Source organism: Actinoalloteichus caeruleus DSM 43889 (assembly GCF_000429185.2).
Taxonomy (GTDB): Bacteria; Actinomycetota; Actinomycetes; order Mycobacteriales; family Pseudonocardiaceae; genus Actinoalloteichus_B; species Actinoalloteichus_B caeruleus.
This window is the reverse complement of the sequence record NZ_AUBJ02000001.1, coordinates 2,150,063-2,173,057: the sequence shown is the minus strand read 5'-3', so window position 1 is coordinate 2,173,057 and position 22,995 is coordinate 2,150,063. Positions and strand designations below refer to the sequence as shown.

The 22,995-nt window shown below is 73.6% G+C and carries 18 protein-coding genes and 1 pseudogene; 14 read left to right on the top strand and 5 right to left on the bottom strand.

Annotated elements, in window-relative coordinates; genetic code table 11:
- Positions 1 to 61: 61 nt before the first annotated feature.
- The 4 genes from G443_RS07585 to G443_RS07570 form a co-directional block, all read right to left on the bottom strand.
- Positions 62 to 787: a toll/interleukin-1 receptor domain-containing protein gene (locus G443_RS07585; protein ID WP_026419132.1), complete on the bottom strand. Its 726-nt coding sequence runs from the start codon at positions 785 to 787 to the stop codon at positions 62 to 64.
- A 60-nt stretch (positions 788 to 847) separates the two neighbouring features.
- Positions 848 to 1,873, bottom strand: a complete 1,026-nt coding sequence (locus G443_RS07580; protein WP_253860315.1) for an NsdA family TPR-like regulatory protein — start codon at positions 1,871 to 1,873, stop codon at positions 848 to 850.
- Positions 1,786 to 2,289: a helix-turn-helix domain-containing protein gene (locus G443_RS07575; RefSeq protein ID WP_253860297.1), complete on the bottom strand. Its 504-nt coding sequence runs from the start codon at positions 2,287 to 2,289 to the stop codon at positions 1,786 to 1,788. Before G443_RS07575 ends, G443_RS07580 begins: the two co-directional genes overlap by 88 nt.
- Before the next feature lie 1,898 nt (positions 2,290 to 4,187).
- Positions 4,188 to 5,690, bottom strand: a complete 1,503-nt coding sequence (locus tag G443_RS07570) for an MFS transporter (protein WP_272500018.1) — start codon at positions 5,688 to 5,690, stop codon at positions 4,188 to 4,190.
- Between the two features lie 1,229 nt (positions 5,691 to 6,919).
- Here G443_RS07570 and G443_RS07565 point away from each other — a divergent pair.
- Positions 6,920 to 8,749 (top strand): AfsR/SARP family transcriptional regulator, encoded by a 1,830-nt coding sequence (locus G443_RS07565; RefSeq protein ID WP_155886153.1) that lies wholly within the window; start codon positions 6,920 to 6,922, stop codon positions 8,747 to 8,749.
- Between the two features lie 647 nt (positions 8,750 to 9,396).
- Here the strand turns inward: G443_RS07565 and G443_RS07560 are convergent.
- The gene (locus G443_RS07560; protein ID WP_081715485.1) at positions 9,397 to 11,304 is read right to left on the bottom strand and encodes an AfsR/SARP family transcriptional regulator; all 1,908 of its coding nucleotides are present in this window, start codon (positions 11,302 to 11,304) and stop codon (positions 9,397 to 9,399) included.
- Between the two features lie 405 nt (positions 11,305 to 11,709).
- Between G443_RS07560 and G443_RS25395 the strand changes: the two genes are divergently transcribed.
- From G443_RS25395 to G443_RS07490, 13 genes and pseudogenes are all read left to right on the top strand, one after another.
- On the top strand, positions 11,710 to 12,552 hold the full coding sequence (locus G443_RS25395; protein ID WP_308208839.1) for a TcmI family type II polyketide cyclase: 843 nt from the start codon (positions 11,710 to 11,712) through the stop codon (positions 12,550 to 12,552).
- The gene (locus G443_RS07545) at positions 12,549 to 12,977 is read left to right on the top strand and encodes a cupin domain-containing protein (protein WP_026419129.1); all 429 of its coding nucleotides are present in this window, start codon (positions 12,549 to 12,551) and stop codon (positions 12,975 to 12,977) included. The genes G443_RS25395 and G443_RS07545 overlap by 4 nt, the downstream gene beginning before the upstream one ends.
- A complete protein-coding gene (locus tag G443_RS07540) occupies positions 12,974 to 14,269 on the top strand; it encodes a beta-ketoacyl-[acyl-carrier-protein] synthase family protein (RefSeq protein ID WP_026419128.1) in 1,296 nt (431 codons plus the stop codon). The genes G443_RS07545 and G443_RS07540 overlap by 4 nt, the downstream gene beginning before the upstream one ends.
- A gap of 50 nt (positions 14,270 to 14,319) precedes the next feature.
- Positions 14,320 to 15,575 (top strand): annotated as a pseudogene (locus G443_RS07535) (ketosynthase chain-length factor).
- 71 nt (positions 15,576 to 15,646) lie between these two features.
- Positions 15,647 to 15,910, top strand: coding sequence for an acyl carrier protein (locus G443_RS07530; protein ID WP_026419126.1), 264 nt, complete (start codon positions 15,647 to 15,649; stop codon positions 15,908 to 15,910).
- Positions 15,910 to 16,374, top strand: a complete 465-nt coding sequence (locus G443_RS07525) for an SRPBCC family protein (RefSeq protein WP_026419125.1) — start codon at positions 15,910 to 15,912, stop codon at positions 16,372 to 16,374. Before G443_RS07530 ends, G443_RS07525 begins: the two co-directional genes overlap by 1 nt.
- 379 nt (positions 16,375 to 16,753) lie before the next feature.
- Positions 16,754 to 17,089, top strand: a complete 336-nt coding sequence (locus G443_RS07520; protein WP_026419123.1) for a hypothetical protein — start codon at positions 16,754 to 16,756, stop codon at positions 17,087 to 17,089.
- A complete protein-coding gene (locus G443_RS07515) occupies positions 17,086 to 17,436 on the top strand; it encodes an antibiotic biosynthesis monooxygenase family protein (RefSeq protein ID WP_026419122.1) in 351 nt (116 codons plus the stop codon). Before G443_RS07520 ends, G443_RS07515 begins: the two co-directional genes overlap by 4 nt.
- A complete protein-coding gene (locus G443_RS07510) occupies positions 17,433 to 17,735 on the top strand; it encodes an antibiotic biosynthesis monooxygenase family protein (RefSeq protein ID WP_162147305.1) in 303 nt (100 codons plus the stop codon). The genes G443_RS07515 and G443_RS07510 overlap by 4 nt, the downstream gene beginning before the upstream one ends.
- A 302-nt stretch (positions 17,736 to 18,037) precedes the next feature.
- The gene (gene accA, locus G443_RS07505) at positions 18,038 to 19,756 is read left to right on the top strand and encodes an acetyl-CoA carboxylase carboxyl transferase subunit alpha (RefSeq protein ID WP_051314077.1); all 1,719 of its coding nucleotides are present in this window, start codon (positions 18,038 to 18,040) and stop codon (positions 19,754 to 19,756) included.
- On the top strand, positions 19,753 to 20,265 hold the full coding sequence (accB, locus tag G443_RS07500; RefSeq protein WP_035292361.1) for an acetyl-CoA carboxylase biotin carboxyl carrier protein: 513 nt from the start codon (positions 19,753 to 19,755) through the stop codon (positions 20,263 to 20,265). Before accA ends, accB begins: the two co-directional genes overlap by 4 nt.
- A gap of 3 nt (positions 20,266 to 20,268) precedes the next feature.
- Positions 20,269 to 21,744, top strand: coding sequence for an acetyl-CoA carboxylase biotin carboxylase subunit (locus G443_RS07495; protein WP_081715511.1), 1,476 nt, complete (start codon positions 20,269 to 20,271; stop codon positions 21,742 to 21,744).
- Between the two features lie 542 nt (positions 21,745 to 22,286).
- Positions 22,287 to 22,991 (top strand): lytic polysaccharide monooxygenase auxiliary activity family 9 protein, encoded by a 705-nt coding sequence (locus G443_RS07490; RefSeq protein WP_026419231.1) that lies wholly within the window; start codon positions 22,287 to 22,289, stop codon positions 22,989 to 22,991.
- Positions 22,992 to 22,995 lie beyond the last annotated feature (4 nt).

The following is a 22,995-nucleotide window of genomic DNA, read 5'->3' as shown; positions in this document are numbered from 1 at the left end:
CGTGGCGGGTCCCGGTGGGGGTGGGGGCGTCCCCTCTCCGCCCCCACCCCCGTTCCCCCGATCACCGGCGCCCCTCCCCGCGCCGGCCGCCCCAGTGCTGGACGATGCCGTGGTGGTTGTCCCCGGCGACGTAGGTGGTGCCGTCGCCGTGGAACTGGGGAGCGGTGAACTGCGGGCCGCTCCCGGTGTGCACGGGGGCCTGGTAGGTCTCCTGGTAGTGCGTGGCCTGCACCGCCCGGCCGTCGACCCGCCCGATGTTGTTGGTGGTCGCCTGCGTGGCGGCGGGGCGAGCCTCGCCGTCCGCCGCCGTCGCGGCGGGGGCGAGGCCGGGGAGCACCGAGGCCAGCGAGTCGGCGAGCCGGGCGAGGTCCTCCTCCGCGGTGTGCGGGCCCAGCGTGCGGTACTGGCAGCGGACCAGCGGGGCCAGCTCGGCGGGCAGCTCCTCGCGGTCGAGCCGGGTACGGCCGCCGACGAGCACCGGCACCACCCGCACGTCGTGGCGGAACGCCTCCACGATCTCCCGTCGCGTCCAGTCGGTGTCCCGGTCCACCGCCCGGCCCCCCTCGCTGGAGCCGGCCGTCAGCCACCGGCCGCCGATGACGGCCAACAACGCCTCACTGCCTCGGACTGCGGACAGCAGTGCCTCCTCGAAGTCGGCCCCCGGGGGGATGGACTTGCTGTCCCGGAAGACGACCCCCGACCCGAACCGACGGGACAACTCCCGTTCGATCAGGGTCGCGGCCATCTCCTCGTCGCCGGTGCGGTAGTTGACGAAGACGCGTGTCACGGACACTTCTCCTTCGAGGTTTTCCGGAGGGACAGGCCGCGCGGGATCGCGCGGCGGGGTTCACACCGCCTCGGAGCGCAGGGCGGCGGTGAGACGCGGGTACAGGTCGTGGACCGCCCGGTGGGTGTGCCAGCGGGCGAGGGTGCGGGTGAGCCTGCGGAGGTCGACGGCGACGGTGGCGGAGCTGACGACGGTGACCGCCGGGAGCAGCCGTTCGGCCAGCGCGCAGGCCTGGTCCACCTCGCCGGCGGCCGCGTGCGCGAGGGCGAGCCGCAGCCCCCAGCGGGCGCGGCTGCGCAGCGCCGTCGCGGGCAGCGCCTCGACCTGCTTCTCCAACACCTCCACCGCCTGCGCGGGCCGGCCGAGCTCGAACAGGCACCACCCGGCGGTCATCTCCGCGACGTCGGCCACCGTGGTGGTGCCCAGCACCGGGCCCTCGTTGTCCTCCTGGCGGGCGAACAGCTCCCGGGAGCGGTCCAGGGCGCGGTGGCACCCGGTGTGGTCACCGGCCAGCGCGTGGCCCTGCGCCTCCCGGCTCGCCGCGAGGGCCAGCACCCGGCCGGGGGCGTGGCCGTCCCGCTGGGCCCGTCTGGACAGGTCGATGGTCTGGGCGGCGTCCTCCCGGTAGAGGGTGACCAGGGCGCGCTGCACGAGGGAGTAGGTGACCAGGTGCGGGTCGTGGCCCTCGGTGGCGAGGTCCACGGCCAGCCGCGTCCACCACAGGGCCGACTGGTCGTTCCCGGACTCCTGTGCCATCCAACCGGTGAGTTCGGCGTAGCGGGCGCACAGCGCGAGCAGTTCGACTCGGGTCCGCTCCGGGGCGGATCCGGCGAGGTTGCGCAGTGCGTCGGTCTGCGTGACGAGCGAGGGCAACACCACGCTGGGGCTGGCGGTCTGCGCGAGGGTGCGCAGGTTCTCGAACAGCGCGCGGAAGAGGTCCACGGCGGGCTGTTCGGCCGCCGTGGCCGCCACCCCCTGCCCGGTGAGGGTGAAACCCATCAACGAGCCCGCCCGAGGGCGAGCGCGTCTCTCCTGTTCATGGGTCGGAACCAGCTGGAGCCGCCCTGGGTGAGGTTCATCAGCCATACCTCGCGATCCTCGGAGTCCACCTCGGTAGTCGCGGGTTCGGGTTTCCGGGGGGTGGCGAGGGAGGCGAGTCTCCCGTCAGCGTGGAGAACCGCGTCGCAGCGGCGGGCCACGTCCGGGCGTGCCGGTTTGGACCCGTTCTCCAGTTTGCTCAGGTATCCCTTGCTGTAATGCGCGAGATTCGCGAACTCGCCCAGGGACAGCCCCGCTTTCCTCCGTAACCGTCGAAGCTCCGCACCGAACAGTGTGGATTCCTCCGCCACTCGCGCCTCCCCGTTTCCCGTTGCCTCCCGGCGAGGTACGCGGAAACCGCTGGTTGCCGGGTCCGTCCCCGATGACCCTTGAGTCAGGACACGGGGAGCACCGACAACACTACGGAACGTGTCGGGCGCCCGTGCGAGGGAGGAGGCAGTCATGGCGTGGGAGCGACTGAGGTCGGCGGTGGGGGGCACGGCCTCGCACCTGGTGTGCACGGTGGTGTTCACCCTGGTGCAGGGATGGGCGTTGGTGTCGCTGGTGGCGGGTGCGGGGTCGGGCGGCTGCCGCTCGCCCTGGTGGCGGCCGCCGCGGTGGTCGCCGTCGCGGACGGGTGGCGTGATCTGCTCGTCTTCATACGCGACACCTGTTCACCTCGGTTCTCGCCGCATTCTGTCGAGGAAAGCGGCGAGTTAGCCGGAAGATGACGGGGTTTCCCGTTTCCCAGTTGGCGTGGCGCCGGGCAACCCCCGGTAACCGGTAATGCCGAACGGTTGTCGCGCCGGTGGTCGGGGAACGCGAAAGCCCCCAACCGGGGGAATTGGTTGGGGGAGTGGGTGGACCTCGTTCCGGTGTCGCGCACCCGGTTTCGGTTGTGCGGCACACCGGTTCCGGGACTCGCGCGGGTATCCGTCGGGGGTCGGCGCGTGGACCGGCACCGGTGGGACGGAGCCGGAACGTGGGGGAAGGCACGGCCGCGCGTCGTCCTCGTCAGGCGGCGGCCGTGCCCGCCATGTCGGGAGTGCTGTTCGCCGAGCTGTGCCACGACCCGGGGGCCCGGCAAAGGGTTGCCGCGCACCTCCGGCCGGCGAGCATCGGCCCGGTGGTGGGGGATCAGGATCGGACCGGCCGCGAGCGCACGTCCCGGCCGGTGCGTTCCGAGGCGGCGAACGGAGCCGCCGAGCACCCCGCCGGTGACCATCCCGCCGGGTTTCGTGCTCGGCCTGGCGGAGGTCCTGGCCTAGCGGAGGGCCGGCGGTGTTCGAGGTGGTCCTCGCCGTGTCCCGGGTGGGGTGCGGGGGCGCGGACGGGGATGAGGCCGCCCCGAGGACCGTTCGCCCGGTCACGGTCGAGTGGACGCGGTGGCCGGCCGCCCTGAGGCCGAGGCGCCGGCGGCTCCAGCGGCGGTGCCCTCCCGAGTGGACCACCGTCCGGGGAGAACGGGTTCCGCCTCGGACCGGCGCCGCCGTGCTGGCTCGACGCCGAACGGCCGCGCGCGGGCGGACGAACCCTCGACCGGGTGTGGTCGTCGTTCAACCCGAACGACATCCCACCGCCTCCCGGGTGCGCCGCCCCGGGCGGTCCCGGGGCGAGGGGGTCCGCGCGGTGCCTGGCCCCACGCCGGGCACGGCCCGAATCCGCCGAGCGTTCCGCCACCGGCGACATCCCGTCCCGGTGCGGCGGGCGGGAACGCCGGTGCGGGACGGCGCGAGGCCCGCGTGTCGCCGACGAGCGGATCCTCCGCGCCGAGGCCCGGGCGGACCGCGAACGCGAGTCGCTCGGCCGCCGGCCCCTGGGCGCCTGTTCGGACGGTCGCGCCGATCGGCGGCCGTGCCGCCGGATCTCGCGGCTACCGGCGTCGGCTCGTCGAGAGGCCGCCTCCTGGGCGCGTGGCACGAGCCCGTCCCGCCCGGACCTGAGGTGTTCCACGTGGGTCGGCGGGGCCGAGCCCGGGCTACCGGTGGTGCTGGGCCGGCCGTGGCGGGCGCGTGGTGGGGCGGCCACGGTGGGACCGCCCTCCTCTCACGGGTGAGTGGTGGTGGAGGACGAGAAGGCGGACGTCGTCTCCCCGGGGGCAGCTCCGCGGCGGCGACTGGTGGCCGGTCGGGCTGGTCCCGCCGACCGGTGCTCGTCCCCCGCGTGGCGTGCCCGGCTCGGCGGTGTCGTTCCGGGACGACGGCCCCCGGGCTGGTGTGGGGCCGACCGGTTCTCCGACCCGGTGGCGGCCGGGTCGGAGAACGCCGGTCCCTGAGGGCGCCCGTGGTGCGCGTCCCACCCGGACCACCTCACGGCGGTGGGGGCCGGGAACGCGACTCCGGCGGGCGCGGGTGGGGTGGGGTCATCGCGGAGTCCTCTCCCGAACCCGGTTCGGGGAGTCCCACTCCTCGTCGCCGGGAACCCCTGGTCCCACCAGGATCATCGACCAGTGGTCGGGGTCGCCCTCGAGGCGCACCGGCACCAGGGCCCGGCGGCGGTCACCCCGCACGTCCCACCGGCGGGGGCGGAGCCGCATCGGCACCGCCTCGCCCCGTTCCTGCGCCTCGAAGTGCACGGCCCTGGCGCGACGCCACCAGACGACGGTGCGCACCGAGCCCAGCAGCAGCATCGCGAACGCCCCGGCCAGTCCGACCTGGTAGGCGTGTTGGACCGACATCGACCGGCTGAGGTCCAGCAACACGCCGATGAGCAGGGTGGACGAGGCGGTCGCCAGGTGCCCGCCCACGTTGGCCAGGCCGATGGCGGTGCCCATCTGCCGCATGGGGTTGTAGTCGCGGATCAGGGCGAAGGCGACGGCGGTGATCGGGCCGCCGCTGGCGAACACCAGGAACGCCACGCAGGCCAACATCGCCGGCGGTGTCCCGTCGGGCCACAGGGTCAGCAGCAGCATTCCCGTGATGCTCAGGGCGAGGTAGGCCAGCACCCACCACATGCCCGACTCCGGGCGGAGCCGCATGCTGGCACCGATGATCGGTCCGCCAACCACTCCGGTGAAGACGAACAGCCCGATGACCATGCTCGCCGTCGCCGGGCTCAGGCCCAGTGACTCGACCAGGTAGGAGTAGCCCCACAGCAGGCCGAGCATCCCGGGCAGCATCCCGGTGGAGAAGTGCACCCAGAACGCCAGCCGGGTGCCCGGGATGCGCCACACCTGGGGGAACTGCCGGAACACCGAGGTGGCGTCGACCCGTTCACCCTGGGGCTCGGTGCTGTCCTCGTCGAGCCGGCCCGGCCGCATCACCAGGCCGACGACCACGGAGTACCCGAGCGTGCCCAGGCCGAGGAGCAGGAAGGTGGTGGTCCAGCCCGCGTAGCCCAGGGCGAGGGCCAGCGGTACGGTGGCGATGACGCCACCCAGGGCGCCCAACGCGTTGGACATCGCCACCACGAGCGCGTAGTTGCGCGCGGTGAAGTGGACGGCGATGGTGCGCAGCAGCGCGACCCAGGTCAGGGAGTCGCCGACTCCCACCGTGACCCGGGAGAACAGCGCCAGCGGGTACGAGGTCCCGAGGGCGAACAGCACCTGGCCCACGCCCATCAGCAGCACCGAGGCGACGAGCACCCGCTTGGGCCCGAACCGGTCGACGAGGAGGCCGGCGGGGATCTGCATGATCGCGTAGACGATCAGGTGCAGCACGGTGAAGGTGGCCAGCGCGCTGGAGCTGATCGCGAATCTCTCGCTCGCCATCGGGCCCGCCACTCCGAGCGAGCCGCGGTGTAGGACGGCGGCGAGGTAGACGACGACGGCAACCGCCCAAATCAGCCACGCCTGCCGTGAAGCACGGTCGGCCGACACAGTGACCTCCAGTGAAAACGAATTCGGGAGCGGGAGACAGCGCCCCATTACCGGGGAAGCGCACCCGCCCCCGCTGGTCGGAGCGTGAAATTCCGATTACTGAGAGCGACACTATCGCCTCTTTTCCCTGTTTCTTGGCGGCGGCGAGATCGACACTCGTTCGTGCTACCGCGCGGCCCTCGCGTTTCCCGCCTCGGAGTGAAGATCGACTTGCGAAAATCCGGAGAGTGCTCGTGGGTCGCCCCCGGCTGCGGCACGGTCGGCGCGGAACGGGGTGAATCGCCTGCGCAGGACTGGGCGGGCGACAAGACCGCAAGGGGAGTGACCAGCCGCGACACCGCCGCCGGCTCCCCGGAGGGACGGACGGTCCCTGTGCGGTGACACTCCGCTCCTTCCGCAGGTCATCGCCGGTACCACTGCTTCCTCGATCGGGTAAGAAAGCAATTGTGGACGAGTTCGATGCCGCCGAAGGGGTGATGTCGATTCGGGTGCCGGGTCGTGTCGGAAAACGTGAGAAGTCCCCGGAGTGGCGCGGCTTCGCGGGGGATGTGATTTGTGTCGATCTTAATCGGTACACCGTTTGTTGGTGGTTAGGAAACAGTTCACATCGGGTATGTGGGTGCGTTTGCCGCCCGGTCGGGCGGCATTCACCGTGCGGTGGTCGCGCGGGGGCGTCCCGGCGACCGCTCGGTGTCGCCTCGCGGGTGCCCGGTGGCACTTCGGCGCGCGATCGGGTGCCCGGTGCGGAGAGCGGGTGTTGGGACCGGTGGGCACCGGGGGGCGACGCGTGGTGCGTGCCCGCGTCGGCGCTGGTCATTCGTTGGGGTGGTGGTGGTGTTCAGATCGGCCAGGACGTGAATGTTGTTCGCCTAATTCTCGGTTCCCGGTGCCCGCCCGTTCGCATTTCGTCGCGAATCCGGGTGACAGCGTCGCGCGATCGAGGTCACCGTCTTCCGTCGATCCGATTCCTGCCGTTACGATCGGCTCCGGGCGCAGCGGCACCTGGACATCGCTCGGACTCGTGGCCAGCGAAACGCACCCAGGACGACGGTGTCCCGTGCCGCGGAGATCGCCGGTGGCGGCCGCCGATCCCGGCCCATCCTCCCGCGAGCGGAACCGAAGCCTGAACACCGGCGCGACGTTGTTCCCACCGGCGTTGTCGTTTCGCCGCCCGCAGGTCGAACCCGTGTGACATGTCGGTTGGTTCGTCGTGATCAACGCCTGGTGAACGAGGGGTCGGGGTTCCAGTGCCGCTGCGATGCAACTTCCTGGGTCCGATGGAGATAACGCTGGACGGGCACGAGTGCACGCCCAGTCCGTCCAAGCTGCGTACCGTGATCGCGCTGCTCGCCCTGCGGCCCAACCAGCTCGTGCAGGCCAGACAACTCGTCGACGAGCTGTGGGGCCAGAACCCGCCGGCCACCGCGCCCGCCACCCTCCAGACCTACATCTACAAGCTCCGCAAGATGTTCGTCGCCGTGTCCCCGACCGCCACCGGGCTGTTCTTCACCCGGCGCGGCGGGTACGGCCTGGAGATCGAACCACGGGACGTCGACTCCTTCCGCTTCCTCGACCTGGTCCGGGTCGGGCTGGGGGCGATGGACAGCGGCGACGCCGTGCGGGCCAGCGATCTGCTCAACCAGGCCCTCCGCCTGTGGCGGGGGGCCGCGCTCGACGACCTGGACACCGGTCCGGTGCTCGCGGCACAGGTCACCAGGTTGGAGGAGAGCCGCCTGCGGGCGTTGGAGACGCGGATCGAGGCCGATCTCCGGCTGGGCCGACACCGCTACCTCATCGGCGAACTCAAGCAGCTCGTGATCACCCACCCGCTGCACGAGAGCTTCCACGGGCACCTGATGATCGCGCTGCACCAGTGCGGCCGGCAGCACGAGGCGCTGTCGACCTACCAGCGGCTGCGGCGGTTGATGATCGACGAACTCGGACTCGAGCCGTCCGCCGACCTGCGGAGGCTCCAGCAGGACATCCTCGCCGGCGACGGGCCGGCCCAGCTGCTGCCCGGCTTCGTGCGGTCCGCTCGGACCGTGCTCGGCAGCCCCGCCCAGCTACCGCCGGCCGTGCCGGACTTCGTGGGGCGGGACACCCAGCTCCGCGACTGCGAGGCGTGGGTCCGCGCCCAGGTGGAGGACGGCACGGCCCGGCCGGTGGTCGTGGTGCGGGGACTGCCCGGAATCGGCCGACGGGCCTTCACCACCCAGCTCGCCCACCGGGTGCGGGAACTGTTCCCCGACGGCCAGTTCCACCTCGACATGGCCGGCGCCGGCCCGGGCCGCGCCCACGACGCCCTCGCCCGGTTCCTGCGGGCGGCCGGCTTCGCCGAACCCGAGGTTCCCTCGGGCACCGAGGAACGGGCCGACGTCTTCCGGACCTGGACGGCCAGCCGCCGGGTCCTCGTCTCCCTCACCGCGCCCGCCTCGGCGGAGGACGTCCTGCCGCTGTTGCCCACCGGCCCGCACTGCGCCGGGCTGATCGCCGCCCCCGGCGGCCTCGGCGAGGTCAGCGGTGCGCGCGCGGTGGACCTGGAACCCCTGACCACCCGGGAGTGCCTGGAACTGCTGACCTCGGTGGTCGGTCGACGGCGCGTCCTGGCCGAACGGGAACAGGCCGAGCACCTCGCGGGGCTGTGCGGTGGGCTGCCGTTGGCGATCCGCTGCATCGGCGCGCGACTCGCCGCCGTCAGCCCGTGGCCGATCCGCAACGTGCTCCGGCAGCTGGAGGCGAGCCCGGCGAGCCTGCTCGACCTGCTCGCCTTCAACGGCCTGGACGTGCGCGCGCGGTTCGAGGCCGGCTGCCGGGGGCTGCCCCGGAGGGCCTTCGACGCGCTCTGCCTGCTGGCCACCCTCGACGAACCGGAGTTCGCCGCGCACCAGGTCGCGCCCTGGCTGGGCTGTTCGACGGTCGCCGCGGACCAGGTGTTGATGCAGTTGGCGCAGTGGCGGTTGTTGGAACCCCGGATGCGGGAGACCGGCCGCGCCGAGTCGGAGCTGCGCTTCACCTTCCACCCGCTGCTGCGGCTGTTCGCCAGCGAGCGGATGCGAGCGTCGGTGGACGGGCCGGACGCGGTGCGGCGGACCGGTACCGACGGCTGACGGATGTCCCGCCCCGGCCGGGCCCCCGCGGCCGGGCGGGGTGCGGATGGGAGCGCCGGCCACGGGTTCGGCGCGCGACCGCCGCCCGGTGTTCCGGGCCGCCGGCCGGGGCCCGGGTCCACTCCGGTCAGCCGGCGGGCGCCTGGGTGCCCGGGGCGACCGGTCGGGCACCTGCTCCTGGGAGGCAGGCCCCTCCGTTCCCGCTGCCCGGGGCGGAGGCCCGCCGTGCCCCGGCCACCACCCCGGACGCGGCCCGTGCCGGCCGCGTGCCCTCCTCCGCCCGACATGGATCAGGCTTCGCGGGTGCCGAGGCACCAGCCGGGGCCTTCCCCCTGGTCGAACCGGCGCCCAGGGGCGGCGACCAGGCCTGGTGGTCCCGAAGGACCGCACCGGGGCACGGGCCACCACCGCGGCGGTTTCCCCGGGCGGCGGGGGACGACCAGCACGCCGCGCGACCGTCGCACGGCCCGGCGACCCCCGGAACCGCCCGAGTTCGTCCGGGCACACCTCGACCCGGGGCCGGGGCAGCGCGACCACCGCACCGCCGGTCCGAACCCCGCACCGGGGCGCGGCCCAGCCCCGTGCCGCCACCCGCCGGCTCCGGTACCTCCGCCCGAGGACGCCGCCCGCCCGGCCGGCCGGGCGGGTCAGCTGGCCGGGGTGATCCGCCGGCCGCCCACCAGGTGCCAGCCGCGCTGGTCCGCCGAGCGGCCCGACCCGGCCAGCGTCACCGCCGCCGCCCGCACCAGCGGTGAGAAGCGGTACCGGACCACGTCCGCCCCGCTGGAGGGTGCCTCCGCCGTCACCAGCTGGTGTTCGGTGATCTCCTCCAACAACGACTCCGCCCCGTCCACGCCGACGTCGAGCACCTCGGCCGCCTGCGCGCTGGTGAAGCCGCCGTCGAAGGCCAGGGTCAACAGCCGCAGCGCGTGCCGGGCCTGCGCCGGCAGCGGCTCCAACCCCCGCGCGACGCTCTCCCCGATGCCCAGCTGGGCCGTGGGCAGCCCCAACCGGGTCTCCGTGCGCACCGAGCGGAGCAGGTGCCGCACCGTCCAGTGCGGACGCACCGCCAGCCGGGTCCTGGCGGTGACGATCGCCTTCGGGACTCCCTCGCACAGGGCGAGGAGCTCGCCCACCGCCTCGGTCTCGCTGGCCACCCGGTGGTCCTCCAACCCGGCGAGCAACAGGCCGCGCGCGTCCGCCTCGGCCAACGGGCCGAGCCGGACCGCCCGCCGCACCGCCGCGTCGGGCAACATCCGGCGCGCGCCGGCGAGGACGGCGCAGCCGGCGCCGGAGGGCATGAGGGCGTGCAACTGCGCGGAGTCGGCGAGCCCGTCGACCACGACCAGCAGCCGCAGGTCGGCGGTGCGGCCGCGGAACAGCCGGATCCGGTCCTCCAGGCACTCCGGAACCCGCTCCGCCGGCACTCCGAGCGCCCGGAGGAAACACGCGAGGGCGGCACCCGGGGTGAGACCACCCTCCACACCCGAACCCAGGTCGGCGTGCAGCTGACCGTCGGGGAACCCGTCGGCGACCCGGTGCCCCACGTCGGAGCAGAACGCCGAGACCCCGCAGCCCGGCCCACCCGTGACCAGGACGACCGTCGGCCCGACCGCTCCGCGCTGTTCGGGCACGGCGAGGGCGGCCACGGCCGAGGCGACCTCGGAGTCCCGGCCCACGAGGGCGGCCGGCCGCGCGGGCAGGTGCCGTGGCGCCTCCGAGGGACCGACCTGGCGGCGGGTCAACGTCAGCGAGGGAACGTCGAGCACCGGGGACGCGGCCAGGACCTGCGCGTGCAGCCGGCGGATCGCCGGGGAAGGGTCCAGGCCCAGTTCGGCGCTGAGCGCCTCCCGGGCCCGCTGGTACACGTGGAGCGCGTCCGACCGTCTACCGGCCCGGTACAGGGCGAGCATGAGTTTCGTCTGGAAGCCCTCGTGGGTCGGGTACTGGGCCACCAGGCCGGTCAGTTCACCCAACACCTCGTGGTGCCGGCCGGACTGGAGGTCGATCTCGATCCGCCGCTCCGTGGCGTTGCGGTACAGCTCCTCCAACCCGACGGCCTCCGCCTGCAACAGGGGCCCCTGGCTGAGGTCGGCGAACACCGGGCCCCGCCACAACGCCAGCGCGGACCGGAACAGCCGTCCGGCGGTGTCCAGCCGGCCCCCGGCGTGTTCGGCGTTGCCCTGCCGGACCAGCCGTTCGAAGGCGCCGGCGTCCACCTCACCGGGGGAGCAGCGCAGCAGGTAGCCGTTGGCCGTGGTCTCCAGGTCGAAGGATCCCGCCCCCAGCACCCTGGCGCCGCGGCGGTCCAGCCGTTCGTGGGGGCGGATCAGTTTCCGCAGCTGGTACACGTAGGTCTGGAGGGTCGTGCTCACGCTGCGCGGCGGGTGCTGTTCCCACAGCTCCTCGATGATCTGGTCGTTGCGGACCAGCCGGTTCTCCCGAACCGCCAGCAGCGCCAGCAACTGCCGGAGCTTCGCCGCGCTCGGGGTCACCGCCGTCCCACCGTGGTGGAACTCGAATGGACCGAGGACCCGGACTCTCACTGCTGACATGCCCGTCCCAACTGGTGGTAGGTGCGCGAGGGCGGTGGAGGAACCGGGGTGGACCGCCGTGGTCACGCCGCCGGCTCTGCCGAAGCGGGTGGTCCCCGGGGTCGTCCCCCGTCGGCGCGCCCGCTGGCCACCATTCCGCCGGTTGGGTTCCGATGCTGGTCCATCCGACTCGTCCTGGTCTGGGACGGCGCTGGAGCCCTGGTCGAGGGTGGTGGCCCCCGGTGGCCGAGTCCGGACCGAGTCCGGTTCGAGTGCCGGCGGCCACGGTGGGGCCGGAGCGCCTGACCGGGGTGCCCGAACGGGAGACCGCGCGGGCCCCGAGCAGGGCTGACAGGTCGATCCACGGGGCGGCGTCCCTGCGCCGCGCCCCGCAGGGGGAGGGCCCGCGCGCCACGTGCCGCGCGGGTGCCGCCCCCACCAGCACCACGCAGACGGAGGAAGCCCGATGCCCCACGCCGCGGCCCTGTTCCGGCTCCAACCTGGCGACGAGTCCGAGATCGCGCGACCCGTCGACGGCTCCGACGGCCGGGAACCTCGGACGCCGCTGACCGGCCCGAGGGTGGGGCGGCCGCCGAGTTCCGGGGCGCGGCCCCGTGGGGCCGGGACGACGTCGTCGTGCGGGTCATCGAGGACCAGGGGGACCAGCCGATGCTCGTCGACCACCTCGCCCGCCGCCCCAGGGCCCACCACGTCGAGGAGGGCGGCGCTCCGTTCCTCGTCGGGCGTCGGGACACCGCCAGCCCCGAGGAGCCCGCCCGCGCCTCACGGACGTCGGCGGGCGCCGCCCCGCCCAGCACCCCACCACGTCGTGACGTGGCCGAGCGCGCCCCCGCCCGTCGCGGCCGGGTTCCACGCCGGCGCGTTCCCGCCGTCCCCGTCCCAACCAGCACAGCCCACCCAGGAGGACCAGCCATGTGGAGCTCGTTGATCGTCGCCCGGCTCAGAACCGACGACACCAGCCAGATCGCCGACGCGTTCGCCGCGTCGGACGCCACCGAACTCCCGCACATGGTGGGGGTCGCGCGGCGAACGCTGTTCACCTTCCACGACCTCTACTTCCACCTCATCCTCGCCGAGCAGGACATCTGGCCCGCGCTGTACCGGGCACGGCAGACACCGCTGTACCAGCGGGTCAACACCGACCTGTCCTCCCTGGTCTCGGCCTACGACCCCAACTGGAAAGAACCGAAGGACGCCGTCGCCCAACCCTTCTACACCTGGACCGCTCAGGAAGGACGGATTCAGTGAGGACAACCGGGCCGCTCAAGGTCAACGTCGCGGACGCCGTCGTCAACCGGCGTCGGGGTGGGGAGATCCGCGTCACGCTGAGCCCCCGGACGGTGGGTGCCACCTCCGGGTTCGGCGGTGAGCTGCGCCTGGCTCCGCACGAGTACGTCACCGAGCACTACCACCCCTACTCGGAGGAGTTCATCCACCTCGTGTCCGGGGAGCTCGCCGTCTCCCTCGACGACGAGGTGACCACGCTCGGACCGGGCGACTCGCTGCTCGTCCCGATCGGGGTCCGCCACCGGGTCACGAACACCGGGACGGCACCGGCCCACGTGGTGTTCCACCTCGGGCCGCTGGCACCGCGACCGGAACTGGGTCACGTGGACACCGAACCGCTGGCCAACCCCGACCAGCCGCACATGGACGTGGGCGACAGGTCATGAGCAGGCGCGCCGTGATCACCGGTGTTGGTGTGGTCGCCCCGGGCGGCGGTGACCGGGAGTCCTTCTGGTCGCTGCTGGTCGCCGGTCGCAGTGCCACGCGGCGGATCAGCCTGTTCGACCCGAGCGGCTTCCGGTCCCAGGTGGGGGCCGAGGTGGACTTCGACGGCCGGGCCAGCGGTCTGACCTCGCAGGAGGTGCGGCGACTCGACCGGGCCGCCCAGTTCGCCCTGGTCGCCACCCGGGAGGCGCTCGCCGACAGCGGGGTGTTCGACGGTCCACCGCCCGGTTCGGTGGACCCGGCCCGCGTCGGCGTGAGCATCGGCAGCGCGGTGGGGAACACGACCAGGTTGGAGGAGGAGTACATGGTCCTCTCCGACGACGGCAGGCGTTGGCTGGTCGACCACACCTACGGGGTGCCGCACCTGTACGAGTACATGGTGCCCAGCACCTTCGCCGCCGAGGTCGCCAGGGAGGTCACCGCGGAGGGGCCCTGCACGCTCGTGTCCACGGGCTGCACCTCCGGACTTGACGCCGTGGGTCACGGCGCGCAGCTCATCGCGGAGGGCAGCGCCGACGTGGTGTTGGCGGGGGCGACGGACGCGCCGCTGTCGCCGATCACGGCGGCCTGCTTCGACGCCATCAAGGCCACCACCGCCCGCAACGACGACCCCGAGCACGCCTCCCGGCCCTTCGACCGCGACCGGGCCGGGTTCGTGCTGGGGGAGGGCGCGGCGGTGCTCGTGCTGGAGGAGGCCGGGGCGGCCCGCGCGCGGGGCGCCCACGTCTACGCCGACCTGGTGGGTTTCGCCAGCCGCAGCAACGCCTACCACATGACCGGTCTGCGCAAGGACGGCCGGGAGATGGCCGAGGCGATCCGCGTCGCCCTCGACCAGGCCCGGTTGGACCCCACCGACGTCGACTACGTCAACGCCCACGGTTCGGGGACCAAGCAGAACGACCGGCACGAGACGGCGGCGTTCAAACGCAGCCTCGGCGAGCACGCCTACCGGGTCCCGGTCAGCTCGATCAAGTCGATGGTGGGGCACTCGCTGGGCGCGATCGGCGCCATCGAGGTCGCCGCCTGCGCGTTGGCCCTCGACCGCCAAGTGGTCCCGCCCACCGCGAACCTGCGGGGTCGGGACCCGGAGTGCGACCTGGACTACGTGCCCCTCGTCGCGAGGGAGCACCGGATGGACGCGGTCCTCAGCGTCGGGAGCGGGTTCGGCGGCTTCCAGAGCGCGATGCTCCTCGCCAGGCCGGGCCGGGTCCCGGTCGACGCCGGACCTGGCTGACCCGGGGCAGGAGAAAGTCGTCCCCCGCCGTCAGAAGCAGAGGAAACAGGATGGGCCGCCCGACACGCACCACCTCCACCGCCAGGAACGCCGGGGTCGTCACCGGGCTCGGCGTGGTCGCCCCGACCGGAACCTCCACCGCCGACCACTGGGACGCGGTGTTGGCCGGTCGGAGCGGCATCCGGCCGATCACCCGGTTCGACGCCTCGGTGTACCCGGTCCGCCACGCCGGCACGGTCCCGGAGTTCGAGAGCCGGACGCGGGTTCCCGACCGGCTCGTCCCGCAGACCGACCGGTGGACCCACTTCGGTCTCGCCGCCGCCGAGGAGGCGCTCGCCGACGCCGACGTCGACCCGGCGGGGCTCCCCGAGTACGAGATGGCCGTCGTCACCGCCAGCTCCTCGGGCGGCGTCGAGTTCGGCCAGCGGGAGATGGAGAGCCTGTACCAGCACGGCCCGAACTGGGTGAGCGTCTACCAGTCGATCGCCTGGTTCTACGCGGCCACCACCGGGCAGATCTCCATCCGGCACGGGATGCGCGGGACCTGCGGGGTGCTCTGCGGGGAGCAGGCCGGCGGGCTGGACGCGATCGGGCAGGGCCGCCGGTTGCTGCGGCAGGGCACCCGGCTGGTGGTCACCGGGGGACCGACGCGTCACTGGGCCCCTACGGCCTGGTGTCGCAGCTGCGCAGCGGATGCGTCTCCACGGTGGACGACCCGGAGACCGCCTACCTGCCCTTCGACCGGACCCCCACGGTCACCTGCCGGGGGAGGGGGAGCGTTGTTGGTGGTCGAGACCGAGGAGTCAGCCGCGACGCGGGGCGCCGGGCGCGGCTACGGGACGGTGCTCGGCTACGCGGCCGGGTTCGACCAGTCGATGACCGCCGGCCGGCCCCCGGTGCTGGCCCGGGTGATCCGGCAGGCGCTCGACGACGCCAGGCTCGACCCCTCCGACGTGGACGTCGTCTTCGCCGACGCCGCCGGGGAACACCGCCGGGACCAGGTCGAGGCGACCGCCCTCGCCGAGGTCCTGGGCCCCGGGGCGGTGCCGGTGACCGCGCCCAAGACCCTTACCGGTCGGCTGCTGGGCGGGGGGCCGCGCTGGACGTGGCCACCGCGCTGCTCAGCCTGCGCGACCAGGTCATCCCGCCGACACACGGTCCGATCCGGCTGTCCCCGGACCACGAGATCGACCTGGTCCAGGACGAACCCAGGGAGGTGCCGCTGCGGCACGCCCTCGTGGTCGCCCGGGGCTACGCCGGGTTCACCGGCGCGCTCGTCCTGGGCCGGGGCGACCGCACCCACTGACGTCGGGGCCGCGCCACCCGCGGCCCCGGTCCACGCACGACAACGGCACGCGAACCGAGGAAGGAGACACCATGAGCAGGTTCGACCTCGACGAACTCCGCCAGATCATGCGGTCCAGCGCGGGGGTGGACGAGGGAGTCGACCTCGCCGGCGACATCGGCGACCTGGAGTTCGGCGACCTGGGCTACGACTCGCTCGCCGTCCTGGAACTGGTCAGCCAGGTCCAGCGCGCCCACGGGATCGTCATCCCCGACGAGGCGGTGGAGGAGATGCCGACCCCGAACCGGGCAGTGGAGTACATCAACCGGCTGGCGATGGAAGGGAACCGTTCCTGATGTCCGTCCACACCGACAACGAGATCGTCATCAACGCGCCGTTCGACCTGGTCTGGTCGATGACCAACGACGTCGCGTCCTGGCCCGAGCTGTTCAGCGAGTACGCCACCGCCGAGATCCTGGAGACCCGGGGTCGGACGGTGCGGTTCCGGCTGAGCATGTACCCCGACGAGCAGGGCCGGGTCTGGTCGTGGGTGTCCGAACGGACACCGGAGGTGGAGACCCGCACCGTGCGCGCCCACCGGGTCGAGACCGGGGCGTTCCGCTACATGTGGATCTACTGGCAGTACGACGAGGTCGAGGACGGCGTCCGGATGCGCTGGGTGCAGGACTTCGAGATGAAGCCCACCGCGCTGCTCGGGGACGCCGCGATGGAGGAACGGGTCAACGGCAACTCCCGCACCCAGATGGCGTTGATCAAGGAGAAGGTCGAGGCGGCCGCCCGGGCCGCCGTGCCGGGCTGACCGGTCCAGCACGGCCCGCCGTGACCGCGTCGGGCGCGGAGGACCGCGATCCCGCCGGGGCCCGTCCTGGTTCGACCGACGGGTTCCGGGTGGAGCCGGCGCGCCGCACCGCCCGGCCCGCCCGCCACGTCCCGGCGCACCCCGACACCACCGCTCCCCAGGAGCACCGCACCCCCGACGGCCCGAGGGGCCGCACCCGCACCCGTCAGCGGAGGGAGACGCCATGACCCCGGATCTCGACGGCCACGTCGCACCCACCCTCGGAGGGCTGAGAGCCACCGTCGTTGGGAGCGGATGGGCGCTGAGCGCCGCCAGACACCGTCGTCGTGACCGATCACCACGTCCGGGGCGCGCTCGCCGGACCGGGGAGGATCGGCCGGTGGGAGCGGCCGACCGTCCTCACCGCGTCGGACCGGACCGCATCGGTGCCCACCCGGCCATCCTCGCCGAGGTCGCACGGCCGGCCGGTGGAGCCGCGTTGGTCACCGGCGTTCCGCGTGGGACGGGGGGCGCGACGCCGCCCCCACCCCGTCGCCCGGCGGTCCGACACGAGGTGGAGGGGCCGGCGTCCCCGCACCGCCGGCGGCCCCGCACCGCCGACGCACCCGGTCCGGCCCGTCCCGACGGCCAGGACGACGGGCCTCGACCAGCCGGAGCCCGCTCCCCGGACGACACCGGGGCCAGGTCCAGCGTGGACGGGGGCTTCCTCGGATGAGTGAGTCCGTGTTCCGGGTGCTGCTGCGCATCGAGGTGCGCCCCGGCATGACCGAGGGCTTCGAACGGGCGTGGGCCGAGGTCGGTGCCGCCGCCACCACCCATCCCGCCAACCTCGGCCAGTGGTTCGGCCGGGACGCCGAGAACCCCGGGGTGTACTGGGTGCAGAGCGACTGGGTCGACGCCGAGGGGTTCCACGAGTTCGAGCACAGCCAGCGGCACGTCGTGCACCGCCGCGCCCTGCGCCCGTTCCGCGCCGGTGGGTCGATGACGACGATGACGGTCCTGACGCACCTCCCGCCCGGCCAGCGGGCGGGGAGCCACGCCGAATGGGAGGCGGCCGGATGACCGGTCCGATCCAGGTCCTGTTGTTCAGGACCCACCCCGACCCCGACGAGCTGGAACGCGCGTACCGGGAGGTCAGCGCGGGGCTGCGCGCCGTGCCCGGGCTGCTTTCCGACGAGCTGCTCCGCTCGGTGTCCGAACCGGACGAGTACCTGTTGTCCAGCCGCTGGGAGAGCCTGGACGCCTTGCGGTCCTGGCAGGGCGGCGAGCAGCACGACCGGGTGCCGCTGCCGCTGCGCGTGCCGAGCGGCCGACCGCTGGCCGGGGGGTACGGCCTGTACCAGCCGGCCGCCCCGGGCTGAGACGGCGAAGGCCACGGGGGCGGGCCCCCGCACCCGTGGCCGCGTCGACACTCGTCCCCAGCCCAGCCCAGCCCAGCCCAGCCCAGCCCAGCCCAGCCCAGCCCAGCCCAGCCCAGCCCAGCCCAGCCCAGCCCAGCCCAGCCCAGCCCAGCCCAGCCCGACCCAGCCCAGCACCCGACCCCGGACGTCCCGACGTGGGCCGCCGTCACCCGGCGGACACGTCCGGGCGCCCCACCGATCACCACCCAGTGTTCGCCGCCGCCCGACCGGCCGGCGGCCCGAGCGGAGGGATCTCCAGGATCGTGCGGCTCACCACCGACCCCCCCACCGCCTCCCCCGGCACGGCCGGGACCGACGGTGCCTGGCTCGCCTGCCCAGGATGTCGAAGCCTGGTCTACCGCCGGCGCTACCTCCGGCTGCTCGACGTCTGCCCCGACTGCGGTCGCCACGGCAGACTCCCGGCCGCCGCCAGAGCCGAACGACTGCTGGACGCCGGATCCCCGGCCGAACTCGCCGTCCCCGAGGTCCCCCTCGACCCGCTCGGCTTCGTCGACCAGCTGCCCTACCCGGACAGGCTCCGCGAGGCCGCCGACCGCACCGGGTCGCGGGACGCCGTCCGCTGCTACCGGGGGACACTCCACGGCCAGCCCGTCGTGCTCGCCGCGATGGACTTCCGGTTCCTCGGGGGCAGCCTCGGCACGGCGGCGGGCGAGGCCGTGACCACGGCCGCGGAGACGGCGCTGAGCGAGGGCGTGCCGCTGCTGCTCGCCACCGCCTCGGGCGGCGCCCGGATGCAGGAGGGCGCGCTCGCCCTGATGCAGATGGCCAGGACCAGCGGCGCGATGGCCGACCTGGACGCGGCGGGCCTGCTGACCGCCACCCTCGTCACCGATCCCACCTACGGCGGGGTTGCCGCCTCCTTCGCCATGCTCTCCGACATCGTCGTCGCCGAACCCGGCGCCCGCATGGGGTTCGCCGGCCCGAGGGTCATCGCCCAGACCGTGCGGGAGAGCCTGCCCCCGGGGTTCCAGACCGCCGAGTTCCTGCTCCGCCACGGCCTGATCGACGAGGTCCGCCCCCGCGCCGAACTGCGTGGCTTCCTGGGAACGGCCGTCGCCGTCGCCAGTGGGCGCGCCCCCGCCGACTGGGGCGCCGCCACCTCCGACCCGGTGGTGCGGGACCCCGACGCCCTGACACCCAGGCCGGCGGCCACCCGGGTCGACCTGGCGCGCCACCGCGACCGCCCCACCACCCTCGACCACCTCGGGCGGTGGCTCGACGGCTTCGTGGAGCTGCACGGCGACCGGCTGGGAGCCGACTGCCCCGCCGTCGTCGGCGGGATCGGCATCCTCGACGGACTGCCGCTGCTGGTGTTGGGACACCAGAAGGGGCACGGCACCCGGGAACTCGTCGACCGCAACTTCGGCATGGCCACCCCCGGTGGCTATCGGAAGGCGCTGCGCCTGATGCGGCTCGCGGCCAAACTCCGGCTGCCGGTGCTCACCGTCGTGGACACCCCGGGAGCCCACCCCGGGGTGGACGCCGAGGAACAGGGCCAGTCCTACGTCATCGCCGAGTGCCTGCGCACCCTCGGCGAGCTCCCCGTTCCCGTCGTCAGCGTCATCACCGGGGAGGGTGGCAGCGGCGGCGCCCTGGCCCTCGCCGTCGCCGACGAGGTCCTGCTCTGCGAGAACGGCATCTACTCGGTGATCAGCCCCGAGGGGTGCGCGGCGATCCTGTGGAAGAGCCCGAACGCCGTCGAGGTCGCCGCCCGCGCCCTGCGCCTGGGCGCCGCCGACCTCCTGCGGCTCGGTGTCGTCGACGGTGTCGTCCCCGAACCGGACGGCGGCGCGCACCGGGACCCGCGCCGGGCCAGCGCGATCCTGCGGGACGCCGTGATCAGCGCCCTGAGCCGACACCGGGCGACGGACCCCCACGACCTGGTCCGCGCCCGCAAGCGGCGGTTCCGCCAGCTGGGGGCCGTCGACACCGGAACCGACCGGAGGGAGCCAGCACGATGACCGCACTGCACACCAGCGAACCGATCAGCGGCAACGGGGGGATGGGAACCACGGTGACCGGCTGCGGCGGGCCAGCCGCGTTGGACGCCGCCGTGCGCGCCGTCGCCGAGACGCTCCGGTCCTCGACCGGAACACCGAGACGGATACGGGTCCGCTGCGGGGAGGCGAGCATCGAGGTGGACTGGCGGCCGGGGGACGGCGACGGCCCGCCGAGCGCCTCCGGCGCCACCGCGCCCTCGGGCGCCACGCCGGCGGCGGCCAGCGGGCACGTCCTGACCGCGCCGCTCGTCGGCACCTTCTACCGGGCGCCGGAACCCGGCGCGAGGCCCTTCGTGGAGGTCGGCGACCAGGTCGTCGTCGGCCAGCAGGTGGGCATCGTGGAGGCGATGAAGCTGATGAACCCCCTGGAGGCCGACCAGGCCGGCCGGGTCACCGAGATCCTCGTCGGTGACGCCGAACCGGTCGAGTACGGACAACCGCTCCTGCGCGTCGAACCGGACGAGGAGTAGGGGATGGGCACCTCCCGAACACCGAGCACCGAGGCACCCGGAGTGTCCGGTCACACCACACCGGGCGGGGTCGCCGAGAACGGGCGGCCGCGACCCACCGGCGCCCGCCCGCCGTTCGACACCGTCCTGGTCGCCAACCGGGGCGAGATCGCGCTGCGCGTCATCCGCAGCTGCCGGGAACTGGGCATCCGCACCGTCGTGGCCCACTCGGCGGCGGACGACGACTCGGCCGCCGTGCGGGCCGCCGACGCGTCGGTGCGGATCGGACCCGGGCCCTCCCGGCGCAGCTACCTGTACGCGCCGGCGGTCATCGAGGCGGCGCTGAGCACCGGCGCGCAGGCCGTGCACCCCGGGTACGGGTTCCTGTCCGAGGACCCGGACTTCGCCGAGATCTGCGCCGACAACGGCCTCGTCTTCGTCGGCCCCCGCCCCGAGGTGATGGCGGAACTGGGGGACAAGGCCCTGGCCAGAAGACGGATGGCCGCCGCCGGCCTGCCCGTCCTCCCTGGCACCACCGAGGCGGTGCGCGGCACCGACGAGATCGTGGAGATCGCCAGCAGGATCGGCTTCCCCCTGATCATCAAGGCCTCCGCCGGTGGCGGGGGGCGCGGCATGGCGGTGGTCCGCGCCGCCGACGACCTGGTGCCCACGTACCGGGCGACCCGGGCCGCCGCGCGAAGCACCTTCGGCGACGACAGCGTCTACGTGGAGCGCTACTGGGACCGGGCGCGGCACGTCGAGGTGCAGGTGCTCGCCGACACCCACGGCACCGTGCTGCACCTGGGGGAGCGGGACTGTTCGGTGCAGCGGCGGCACCAGAAGCTGGTGGAGGAGAGCCCGGCTCCCGGGCTGTCGGCCGACCTGCGCTCCCGGTTGTGCGAGTACGCGGTGCGGGGAGCACGGGCGGTCGGCTACACGGGCGCGGGCACCTTCGAGTTCCTCGTGCAGGGCGAGGAGATCGCGTTCATCGAGATGAACTGCCGCATCCAGGTGGAGCACCCGGTCACCGAGATGGTGACCGGGGTGGACATCGTCCGGGAACAGCTCATGGTCGCCGCCGGCCACCCGGTGAGCCTGTCCCAGCGGGAGATCGTGCCGCGCGGGGTGGCGGTGGAGTGCCGGGTCAACGCCGAGGACCCCGACCTCGACTTCGCGCCCCGCCCGGGGCTGGTCAGCGAGTTCGTCCCACCCGGCGGTCCTTTCGTGCGGGTCGACACGGCCGCCTACCCGGGGTGGCGGGTGCCCACCGAGTACGACTCGCTGCTGGCGAAGGTCGTCGTCTGGGGGCCGGATCGGGCCCAGGCGTTGTCCAGGATGGACCGCGCCCTGGACGAGTTCCGGGTGGCCGGACCCGGCCTGCGCACCACGGTCGGGGTGCTGCGGCGCGTCCTCGCCGAGCCCACGTTCCGGGCGGGGACGCACACCACGGCGCTGCTCGCGGGTGGTGTCGACCGACTGCCGGTGGTGGAGCCGGGGTGAACCCCGCCCGCCCCCGAGCCACGGGACGGGGGCGGGCGTCACCGGCTGTGGCGTGGTCCTCCCGTCGCCGGGGGACCGGGAGGTCGGCCGTGCTGGTGGTCCGCTCGCGGCCACGCGGGTGGACCACCCCGCCGGCGGCTCAGCGCGGCCGGCCCCGCGACACCCCGCAGCCGAGGGCGGGGGCTGGTGGTAGCCCGGTACCGGACGGCCGAGGCCACCGGGCGGGTACCCGGATCGGGCGCCGGACCCCCTGCGCCGAGGGGGCGGCCGAGGAGAGCGGCCGGGCGGTGTCCCCGGTGCGCGCGCCCGTCGTGAGGCGCGGCGGTGTTCGACCGCTGTCGTCGAACTCATCGGTGCGATCTCGCCGCTTCCTTCGAATTGTTTCCGCTCCCGATCGGACGATCACGAAACGATTACGCGTATTGGAGTGGTGGTCTCGGCTGTGTTCGCTACCGTTCGGTGGTCCGTCGGGCCGATGTTCTCGGCGGCGGTACTGGCGTAGCGTGGGTGCGCGAATACCCATTGGTGACAAGGAGGTCCCAATGTCCGTACTCGCAGGTAGGCGACTCTCTCCCCTGGCTCGCGCCGTCGCCGCCGTGGCCGCGGCCGTCATGTTCATGATGGTGTTCTCCGCCGGAACGGCGTCCGCGCACGGTTCCACCATTGACCCGCCGTCCCGGAACTACGGGTGCTGGGAACGGTGGGGGCACGATTTCCAGAATCCGGAGATGGCCACCGAGGACCCGATGTGCTGGCAGGCCTGGCAGCACGACACCAACGCGATGTGGCAGTGGAACGGTGTCTACCGGGAGGGCGTGGGCGGTGACCACGAGGGAGCCATTCCCGACGGTCAGCTGTGCAGCGCCGGCCGCACCGGAGGCGACCGCTACGCCGCCCTCGACGTGCCCGGCGAGTGGCACGCGACCCCGGTGGCCAACGAGTTCACCGTGACCGTGCACGACCAGGCGCTGCACGGCGCCGACTACTACCGGGTGTACGTGACCAAGCAGGGATTCGACCCGACCACCGACGAACTCGGCTGGGGTGATCTGGAACTGGCCGGTCAGACCGGGGTGGTCCCGCCCGGTGAGGGCACGCCCAGCGACGACCCGGCCCTGGGTGGGGTGTCGGTGTCCATCGACGTGGAGGCCCCCGGCCGCACCGGTCGGCACATCGTCTACATGATCTGGCAGGCCAGCCACTTCGACCAGACGTTCTACGGGTGCAGCGACGTGGTCTTCGGCTGACGAC

Excerpts from the sequence above, each read along its gene's own strand:
- G443_RS07580 (WP_253860315.1), bottom strand. The coding sequence starts at position 1,873 with ATGGCTGATGAACCTCACCCAGGGCGGCTCCAGCTGGTTCCGACCCAT.
- G443_RS07575 (WP_253860297.1), bottom strand. The coding sequence starts at position 2,289 with ATGACTGCCTCCTCCCTCGCACGGGCGCCCGACACGTTCCGTAGTGTT.
- G443_RS07565 (WP_155886153.1), top strand. The coding sequence starts at position 6,920 with ATGGAGATAACGCTGGACGGGCACGAGTGCACGCCCAGTCCGTCCAAG.
- G443_RS07560 (WP_081715485.1), bottom strand. The coding sequence starts at position 11,304 with ATGTCAGCAGTGAGAGTCCGGGTCCTCGGTCCATTCGAGTTCCACCAC.
- G443_RS07515 (WP_026419122.1), top strand. The coding sequence starts at position 17,086 with ATGAGTGAGTCCGTGTTCCGGGTGCTGCTGCGCATCGAGGTGCGCCCC.
- G443_RS07510 (WP_162147305.1), top strand. The coding sequence starts at position 17,433 with ATGACCGGTCCGATCCAGGTCCTGTTGTTCAGGACCCACCCCGACCCC.
- G443_RS07490 (WP_026419231.1), top strand. The coding sequence starts at position 22,287 with ATGTCCGTACTCGCAGGTAGGCGACTCTCTCCCCTGGCTCGCGCCGTC.
- G443_RS07540 (WP_026419128.1), top strand. The coding sequence starts at position 12,974 with ATGAGCAGGCGCGCCGTGATCACCGGTGTTGGTGTGGTCGCCCCGGGC.
- G443_RS07570 (WP_272500018.1), bottom strand. The coding sequence starts at position 5,690 with ATGGGGCGCTGTCTCCCGCTCCCGAATTCGTTTTCACTGGAGGTCACT.
- accB (WP_035292361.1), top strand. The coding sequence starts at position 19,753 with ATGACCGCACTGCACACCAGCGAACCGATCAGCGGCAACGGGGGGATG.
- G443_RS07530 (WP_026419126.1), top strand. The coding sequence starts at position 15,647 with ATGAGCAGGTTCGACCTCGACGAACTCCGCCAGATCATGCGGTCCAGC.
- G443_RS07525 (WP_026419125.1), top strand. The coding sequence starts at position 15,910 with ATGTCCGTCCACACCGACAACGAGATCGTCATCAACGCGCCGTTCGAC.
- G443_RS07495 (WP_081715511.1), top strand. The coding sequence starts at position 20,269 with ATGGGCACCTCCCGAACACCGAGCACCGAGGCACCCGGAGTGTCCGGT.